This window comes from Streptomyces sp. MBT65 (assembly GCF_016612545.1).
Lineage (GTDB): Bacteria > Actinomycetota > Actinomycetes > Streptomycetales > Streptomycetaceae > Streptomyces.
This window is the reverse complement of the sequence record NZ_JAENRY010000481.1, coordinates 1-6974: the sequence shown is the minus strand read 5'-3', so window position 1 is coordinate 6974 and position 6974 is coordinate 1. Positions and strand designations below refer to the sequence as shown.

General features: G+C 71.0%; 8 protein-coding genes. 3 read left to right on the top strand and 5 right to left on the bottom strand.

Annotated features, from left to right (window positions below; translation table 11 throughout):
• The first annotated feature begins 412 nt into the window (after positions 1-412).
• Both JHN63_RS48650 and dapA read left to right on the top strand, forming a co-directional pair.
• On the top strand, positions 413-991 hold the full coding sequence (locus JHN63_RS48650; RefSeq protein ID WP_200691553.1) for a hypothetical protein: 579 nt from the start codon (positions 413-415) through the stop codon (positions 989-991).
• Positions 992-1139: 148 nt separating this feature from the next.
• Complete coding sequence (gene dapA / locus JHN63_RS48645) at positions 1140-2045, top strand: 4-hydroxy-tetrahydrodipicolinate synthase (protein WP_200691552.1); 906 nt, start codon at positions 1140-1142, stop codon at positions 2043-2045.
• Between the two features lie 9 nt (positions 2046-2054).
• On the opposite strand, the gene JHN63_RS48640 is transcribed toward dapA, so the two are convergent.
• Together JHN63_RS48640 and JHN63_RS48635 are read right to left on the bottom strand one after the other, a co-directional pair.
• On the bottom strand, positions 2055-3287 hold the full coding sequence (locus tag JHN63_RS48640; RefSeq protein ID WP_200691551.1) for a WD40 repeat domain-containing protein: 1233 nt from the start codon (positions 3285-3287) through the stop codon (positions 2055-2057).
• Entirely contained in the window at positions 3284-3841 is a 558-nt protein-coding gene (locus tag JHN63_RS48635) for a SigE family RNA polymerase sigma factor (protein ID WP_200691550.1), read from the bottom strand. Before JHN63_RS48635 ends, JHN63_RS48640 begins: the two co-directional genes overlap by 4 nt.
• A 141-nt stretch (positions 3842-3982) precedes the next feature.
• On the opposite strand from JHN63_RS48635, the gene JHN63_RS48630 reads away from it, so the two are divergent.
• Positions 3983-4489, top strand: coding sequence for a hypothetical protein (locus JHN63_RS48630; protein ID WP_200691549.1), 507 nt, complete (start codon positions 3983-3985; stop codon positions 4487-4489).
• 52 nt (positions 4490-4541) lie between these two features.
• Here the strand turns inward: JHN63_RS48630 and dapD are convergent, their stop codons facing one another.
• The 3 genes from dapD to JHN63_RS48615 form a co-directional block, all read right to left on the bottom strand.
• Positions 4542-5531 (bottom strand): 2,3,4,5-tetrahydropyridine-2,6-dicarboxylate N-succinyltransferase, encoded by a 990-nt coding sequence (gene dapD / locus JHN63_RS48625; RefSeq protein WP_200691548.1) that lies wholly within the window; start codon positions 5529-5531, stop codon positions 4542-4544.
• A 366-nt stretch (positions 5532-5897) separates the two neighbouring features.
• Positions 5898-6449: a TetR/AcrR family transcriptional regulator gene (locus tag JHN63_RS48620; RefSeq protein ID WP_200691547.1), complete on the bottom strand. Its 552-nt coding sequence runs from the start codon at positions 6447-6449 to the stop codon at positions 5898-5900.
• Positions 6450-6471: 22 nt separating this feature from the next.
• The gene (locus JHN63_RS48615) at positions 6472-6792 is read right to left on the bottom strand and encodes a multidrug efflux SMR transporter (RefSeq protein WP_200691546.1); all 321 of its coding nucleotides are present in this window, start codon (positions 6790-6792) and stop codon (positions 6472-6474) included.
• Positions 6793-6974: the final 182 nt, after the last annotated feature.

The window sequence follows — 6974 nt, the reverse complement described above, 5'->3', positions numbered from 1 at the left end:
AGCGGGTGCCAGGGACGTGCCCGCAGCGGGTAGTCGTCGCGCAGGACGCCCTCCGGGAGGCCCCCGGTCGCGGGCACGTCCCTGGCACCCGCTGCAGGCCCACCCCGACGCCTTCGAGGACACCTTGGTCCGGCTGCCCGAGGTACGTGCACCCCGACTCCACGGGTATCTCGACGCGTACCGCCGGGCCGTCTGGCCCGCATCGGCGGGCTGAGGGGAACCGGCCCGGCCGGCCCGACGAGTGGCCGTCGCGCGGTCCCTGCCGCATTCCTGGGGTGCCGAACGCGCAGGATGGGGAGGACGCGCAGGACCCCTTGCCGGGCAGGCCGGTCGGCCGCGACATGGTTCGCTCCGGTCGGCTCCGCCGATAAGCACTGGATCGCGTCCCCTCCCGTGCCGGAGGATTCTCCGTATGACAGACACGGAACCCACCGAAGCAGAGGCGCCGGAGGGGCTGTTGGGCTGGTGCCTGGTGGCCAACGTGGCGCAGGAGACCGCGCGCGGCGAGAGCGGTCTCGAGATCCAGCGCGGCACGAAGCACTTCGCGGTGGGCACCCTGCTGTGGATCCCGCCCGTGCGCTGGGACCCCGGCTGGGGTCGCTGGCCCGCGGTCGGGAGGCACAGGGGCAACAGCCGCCGGTACGTCAACATGGTCGTGCGCATGGACGACCTCGAGAACTTCCGGGTCAAGGGCGTCTACAGCGAAGGCCTCGTCCGCGCCCTCAACGGCTACGACCACGACCCGGCCGCCCCACGAACCCTGCGGAAGCCGTGGACGCGCGAGCGGGCCCAGAGCTGGGCGGACGGCTGGAACGCCCCCCGGGAAGGCATCGTCATCGACGGCCGACGCTGCCCGCGGGTCTCCGTTCCCAACCCCCCACCGGCAGAACTCCAGGTCGGCGGCGAGATCCTGCACCTCTCCCACTACGGCCCCCGGGGACCCCACTACAGCCGCATGCCCCCTCCCATGGAATGGGTCCCGAGGACCTGAGACGTGGCGTTCGAGCGTGCGTCCGGTCGGCCACGGACTGGGCACCGTCATCCACATCATCGCCGCCTGCCACCCCGCAGCATTTCTTACCAATACCAGGTAGAAGAATTAAGTGGAGCTTCACTGTCGCGCTGCCGAGACTACTCGCATGACGAACACGGCGACCTCAGCCCCACCCCCCTTCGGCCGCGCCCTGTGCGCGATGGTCACCCCCTTCACCGAGGCGGGGGATCTCGATCTCGACGGTGCTCGACTGCTCGCCGGGCGGCTGGTGTCGGAGGGGTGTGACGGGCTCGTGCTGTCCGGGACGACCGGTGAGTCGCCGACCACGACGGACGGGGAGAAGTCGGCGCTCGTCACGGCCGTCCGTGAGGCCGTCGGCGACCGTGTCCCGATCGTCTCCGGCGTCGGCACCTTCGACACCCGGCACACCGTGGAACTCGCCCGGCAGGCCGAAAAGGCCGGTGCGGACGGGGTGTTGGTGGTCTCGCCGTACTACAGCAGACCTCCGCAGGACGCCCTGGAGGCACACTTCCGCGAGGTCGCCGACGCGTCCGGACTGCCCCTGATGCTCTACGACATCCCGGCCCGCACCGGCACGCGTATCGAACCGGAGACCATGATCCGGCTCGCCGAGCACCCCCGGGTCGTCGCGGTCAAGGACTGTTCCTACGACTTCCTCGGCGCCCAAAAGGTGCTGGACCGGACCGACTTGGCGTACTACGCGGGCTGCGACGAACACATCCTGGCGTTGTACGCGGTGGGCGGGGCGGGGTACGTGAGCACGGTCGCGAACGTCGTCCCGGCTCAACTCCGGGCGATCCTCGACGCGTTCGAGGCGGGCGACACCCCCGTGTCCGCCCGCCTCCAACAACGCGCCACGCCGCTCATCGAGTTGATGATGGCGGCGGGACTGCCCGGCACGGTGACGGTGAAGGCGCTGCTCAACTCCCTCGGCCTGCCCGGGGGTTCGGTCCGCGCGCCGCTGCTGCCCGCCGGCCGGGAGGCGGTCGGCGGGCTGCTGGCGGCGTACGAGCAGTTCGTGGCCGGCTGACCGAGGTGCTCAGCGCCGCGCGAACACGGGCTGCCAGCGTCCGGCGCTGACGTCGGTGCCCTTGCGGAAGCCGCTCAGCGGTACCTCCTTGTCGCTGCCGATGGTGATCAGCACGAGCCGCTGGTGGAACTCGCTCTTCCCCTCCCCGTCCCCCTTCCCGACGTCCCAGGCGATGAGGGACCTGTCGTCGGCCCAGGCGAGCAGTTGCTGTCCGTGGACCTCGGTCCGCGCGCCGGTGGCGGAGTCGACGACATAGGACGAGGTGGTCCATTTCTGGCCCGCGAAGTCGCCGGCGACGCGCTTGCCGTCGGGGGACATCCCCGCGTCGACGTACGAGAGCAGGTACTTGCTGCCGTTCTCCGGTGCGGGGACCTCGGCGCCGGTGGGGTCGTAGAACAGCTTGTTGACGTCGTCGGAGGCGATGCCGCCGGCCCAGACGTATCGGCCGTCGGGGGTGGGGGCGAAGTCCTGGCGGTTGTTGACGAAGGTGCTCAGGCCGTCCGCCCGCTGTCCGCCGACCGCGACCCCGGCCCAGGTGCCCTTGCCGGAGGCCACGTCGAGGACGTAGAAACCGGTGCGGCTCGAGAGCCGTTCGGGCTCCCCGGCGTTGGGGTCCGCCGGATGGAAGTCCGCGTCGGGGTTCTGGGTGTAGGTCGTCGCGACCAGTTTCCGGCCGTCGGCCGAGAAGGCCAGCCCACCGACCTTGTGACCGACCTGGATCCACCGCTTCACCTCGCCGGTGGTCAGGTCGAGCAGGCCGATCCGGGGGGCGGGCAGGGTCCGCTCCAGGACGGCGGCGGTCTTCAGGCCCGGGGCGACGGCGACGAACGACCACTTGGGGGCCTTCACATAGGTGCCGGTCTTCGGGTCGAGCAGCCAGTAGGTGCGCTCGGAGTCGGTCTCGGTGGCCGACTTCTTGACCGTGGTCGGGATGTAGTAGGCGGCAAGTGCCGTGTTCCCGGCGGCGATCAGCTCGCGCGGAGGCGACTGGCTCGGCTGCGCGCTCACCTTGTCCCCGTCCACGACACCCGACGGACGGACATCGCTCTTCCCCGAGTCGAGCAGCGGGACACCCACCGCGACGGCGACCACGGCGACCGTGGCGGCGACGACGGTCACCATCCTCCGGGTACGGCGGCGCCGGCGGACGGCGAGCACCCAGTCGGCGAACCCCGGTCCCGCCGGGGGCTGTTCGGCGGCCTGCTCGCGCAAGGTGTCGCGCAGGAGATCGTCGACGTTCACGGGCGCACCTCCACGGGCGAGTGGTCACGGGACGACCGGAGTTCGGCGTCGGCCGGGCCCAGGGCGGCGAGTTCGGGCGCGAGGGCGCGCAGCCGGGCGAGGGAACGGTGGGTGGTGGACCTTACGGTGCCGACCGAACAGCCCAGCAGCCGGGCCACATCGGCCTCCGGCAGGTCCTCGAAGTAGCGCAGGACGAGGACGGTGCGCTGACGGGCGGTGAGCTTGGACAGCGCCTCGCGCATCACGACGCGCAGTTCGGCGGCGGCCGAGGCGTCCGAGGGCGCGCGGGTCTCCGGCGGTTCGGCGACGGTCAGTTCGCGTCTTCGCCACTTCAGCCGCCACCGGCTGACCTGCTGGCGGTAGAGGATCTGCCGTACGTAAGCCTCGGGTTCGTCGATCCGCTCCCACCGTCCGGCCGCCTTGGCCAGCGCGTTCTGCAGCAGATCCTCACCGGCGTACCGGTCTCCCCCACTGAGCAGCACGGCCGTCCTCAGCAGCGCCGACGACCTGTTGTCCACGAAGTCCCGGAAACCTTCCAGCCCTTCGGCATCCATCGCCACCTTCACTCACTTCCCCGACGGCACCCGATGCCCCGCCCCTGTGCTCCCTGGGACGCGTGCGAACAGCTCCCGCTATGCCTGTCGGCACAAGAAAATTCCGCCCACCTCGCACAACCGCTGTCCTACGGTGGCCACATGAGCCGCCGCCCCCTGCTGTTCCTCGACGTCGACGGCCCCCTCAATCCGTACGCCGCGCAGCCGGAGCGCCGTCCCGATGGCTATACGACGATCAGGGCCGCCGTGCGACCGGGCCGCCCGCTCCGGGTCTGGCTGAACCCCGCGCACGGCCCGGCGCTCCTCGGCCTCGGCTACGACCTGTGCTGGGCGACGACCTGGATGGCCGCCGCGAACCGCTGGATCGCCCCGGTCGTCGGGCTGCCCGAGTTGCCGTACGTCGACTTCGGTGACCGGTTGTTCGTCGAGCGGCCCGACGGGGTGCACTGGAAGACGGAGGCGATCGTGACGTATGCCGAGGGCCGTCCGTTCGCCTGGGTGGACGACGAACAGGGCGCGCCGGACGGCGAGTTCGTGGCCGATCGTCATCCCGGACCATCCCTGCTGCACCACGTGAATCCCCGACTCGGGCTGCGGGAAGGGGACTTCGCGGTGCTGGCGGAGTTCGCCGCGGCCGTGCGGACATGAGTGAGCGCCCTCGCGGCAGGCCGGAGGGCGCTCGACTCGTGGCACGGGCCTGCTAGTTGTGGCTGTGCAGGATCTCGTTCAGGCCGCCCCAGACCGCGTTGTTCGGGCGGGCCTCGACCGTGCCGGTGACCGAGTTGCGGCGGAAGAGGATGTTGGAGGCGCCGGAGAGTTCGCGGGCCTTGACGATCTGGCCGTCGGGCATCGTGACGCGGGTGCCCGCCGTGACGTAGAGGCCGGCCTCGACGACGCACTCGTCGCCGAGCGCGATGCCGACGCCCGCCTCGGCGCCGACCAGGCAGCGCTCGCCGATGGTGATGCGGACGTTTCCGCCGCCGGACAGCGTGCCCATCGTGGACGCGCCGCCGCCGATGTCCGAGCCGTCGCCGACCACGACACCGGCGGAGATCCGGCCCTCGACCATCGACGTGCCGAGCGTGCCCGCGTTGAAGTTGACGAAGCCCTCGTGCATGACCGTGGTGCCCTCGGCGAGGTGCGCGCCCAGCCGGACCCGGTCGGCGTCGGCGATACGGACGCCCTTGGGTGCCACGTAGTCCGTCATGCGCGGGAACTTGTCGATGGAGGTGACCTGGAGGTGCAGGCCCTCGGCACGCGCGTTGAGCCGGACCGTCTCGACGTCGTCGACGGCTACCGGGCCGAGCGAGGTCCAGGCGACGTTGGCGAGGAAGCCGAACATGCCGTCCAGGCTCTGGCCGTGCGGCTTGACCAGCCGGTGCGAGAGGAGGTGCAGGCGCAGGTACACGTCGTGCGCGTCGAGCGGCTTGTCGTCGAGGGAGGCGATGACCGTGCGGACCGCGATCACCTCGACGCCCCTGCGGGCGTCCGGGCCGAGCGCCTTGGCCGCGCCGGCACCGAGCAGTTCCACGGCACGCTCGGCGGACAGCCGCTCGGTGCCGGCGGGGCCGGGTTCGGCGGACAGTTCGGGCGCGGGGAACCAGGTGTCGAGAACGGTCCCGTCGGCGGCGACGGTGGCGAGCCCGGCGGCAACGGCGCCGGTGGTGCGAGGTGCGGTCGTGTCGGTCATGAGGGAAACCTAACCTGGCGGGGGCGGCCGGGACCAACTCGTCCACGGGGCGTCTCAGGGAACGACACGTCCAGCGCCGCTCGGCCGTACGACAGGCGGCCTGCACCCCCCGTATGTACTGCGGGCCGCCCGTGCTCGGGGTTCCGACGCGTAGCGGTCGTTGGGCAGGGCGAACAGCTCCGGCTGCTCCAACGACCGGGCGACGACCTCCGTATCGCCACCGGCGGTGGTCCCCTCACAGGACTCCCCCGATTCGTCTCTGCCGATCGCCGTGCTGTCGAGGCTGTCTACTCCTGTTCCCGGTGAGGGCCGGAGAGTTCACGGGGGCATCGAGTCCGCGCGAGCACGGGGGCAGAGGCAAGCGCCTCAGTTCTCCGCCGGCCTCGGGATCACCCGCCCGAGCACCTCGCGCGCGAACTCCTCGTCGTAGGCCGCGTCCGTCAGCAGTACCTGGAGACAGATCCCGTCCATCAGCGCGACCAGCGCCCGCGCGGTCAACGGGTCGGTGCGCCGGGCGAGTTGCTCGGCGAGGTCCCGGGCCCACTCGTCGGCGACGGGGCGCAGCGCGGGGCGGCGCAGGGCGGCCAGATACAGCTCGTACTCCAGCTCGACGCCCGTGCGGTCGCCCGCGAGCCACTCCCCCATCCAGCCTGCGAGTTCCCCGGCCAGGTCGGTACGCGCGTCCTCGAGACCGCCCCGCGCGGCGATCACCTTGGCGAAGCCCTCGTTGGCCTGGCGCAGTGCGGCGACCATCAGTTCGTCAAGGGTCGTGAAGTGGTACGTCGTCGAGCCGAGCGGCACATCGGCCTCGGCGGCGACGGAGCGGTGGCTGAGGCCGGCGATGCCCTTCGCCCCGACCACCCGGATCGCCGCGTCGATGATCCGCTGCCGCCGCTCGGGGTCGTAGCGCCGGGCCATCAGTGCGTGTCTCCCCTGGTCATCAGTGCGCGCCGCCGAGGTTGAGGACCACGACCCCGACGATGATCAGCGCGATGCCGGCGGCCTTCGCGAGGGTCATGCCCTCGCCCAGGAACACCGTCCCGATGCCCACGACGGCGGCGGTGCCGAGGCCGGCCCAGATCGCGTAGGCCGTACCGACCGACATGGACTTCAGCGTCTGCGCGAGCAGCGCGAAGGAGAGCACGTATCCGAGGACCGTGAGAACCGAGGGCCACAGCCGGCTGAAGCCGTGGCTGAACTTCATGGCGGTGGTGCCGCCCACCTCCGCGGCGATCGCCGTGAGGAGCATCAGGAATCCCATGTGTACGAGTGTACATAACGAAATCTCGTAGAAACCGCTCGCTGAAACGGCTGCTCACACTGCTCTCGCTCCACTACTGTTTCACCGTTCACACACCTGGCACTCACGGTCACGGCCGTCGCCATGGGCTCCGCTGGAGGAACAGCGCATGCCAGACAGTTCACCCCCACCCTCCCCCAACT

Bases quoted from the DNA above. Each gene is read 5' to 3' on its own strand.
- JHN63_RS48650 (WP_200691553.1), top strand. From the start codon at position 413: ATGACAGACACGGAACCCACCGAAGCAGAGGCGCCGGAGGGGCTGTTG.
- dapA (WP_200691552.1), top strand. From the start codon at position 1,140: ATGACGAACACGGCGACCTCAGCCCCACCCCCCTTCGGCCGCGCCCTG.
- JHN63_RS48635 (WP_200691550.1), bottom strand. From the start codon at position 3,841: ATGGATGCCGAAGGGCTGGAAGGTTTCCGGGACTTCGTGGACAACAGG.
- JHN63_RS48630 (WP_200691549.1), top strand. From the start codon at position 3,983: ATGAGCCGCCGCCCCCTGCTGTTCCTCGACGTCGACGGCCCCCTCAAT.
- dapD (WP_200691548.1), bottom strand. From the start codon at position 5,531: ATGACCGACACGACCGCACCTCGCACCACCGGCGCCGTTGCCGCCGGG.
- JHN63_RS48620 (WP_200691547.1), bottom strand. From the start codon at position 6,449: ATGGCCCGGCGCTACGACCCCGAGCGGCGGCAGCGGATCATCGACGCG.
- JHN63_RS48615 (WP_200691546.1), bottom strand. From the start codon at position 6,792: ATGGGATTCCTGATGCTCCTCACGGCGATCGCCGCGGAGGTGGGCGGC.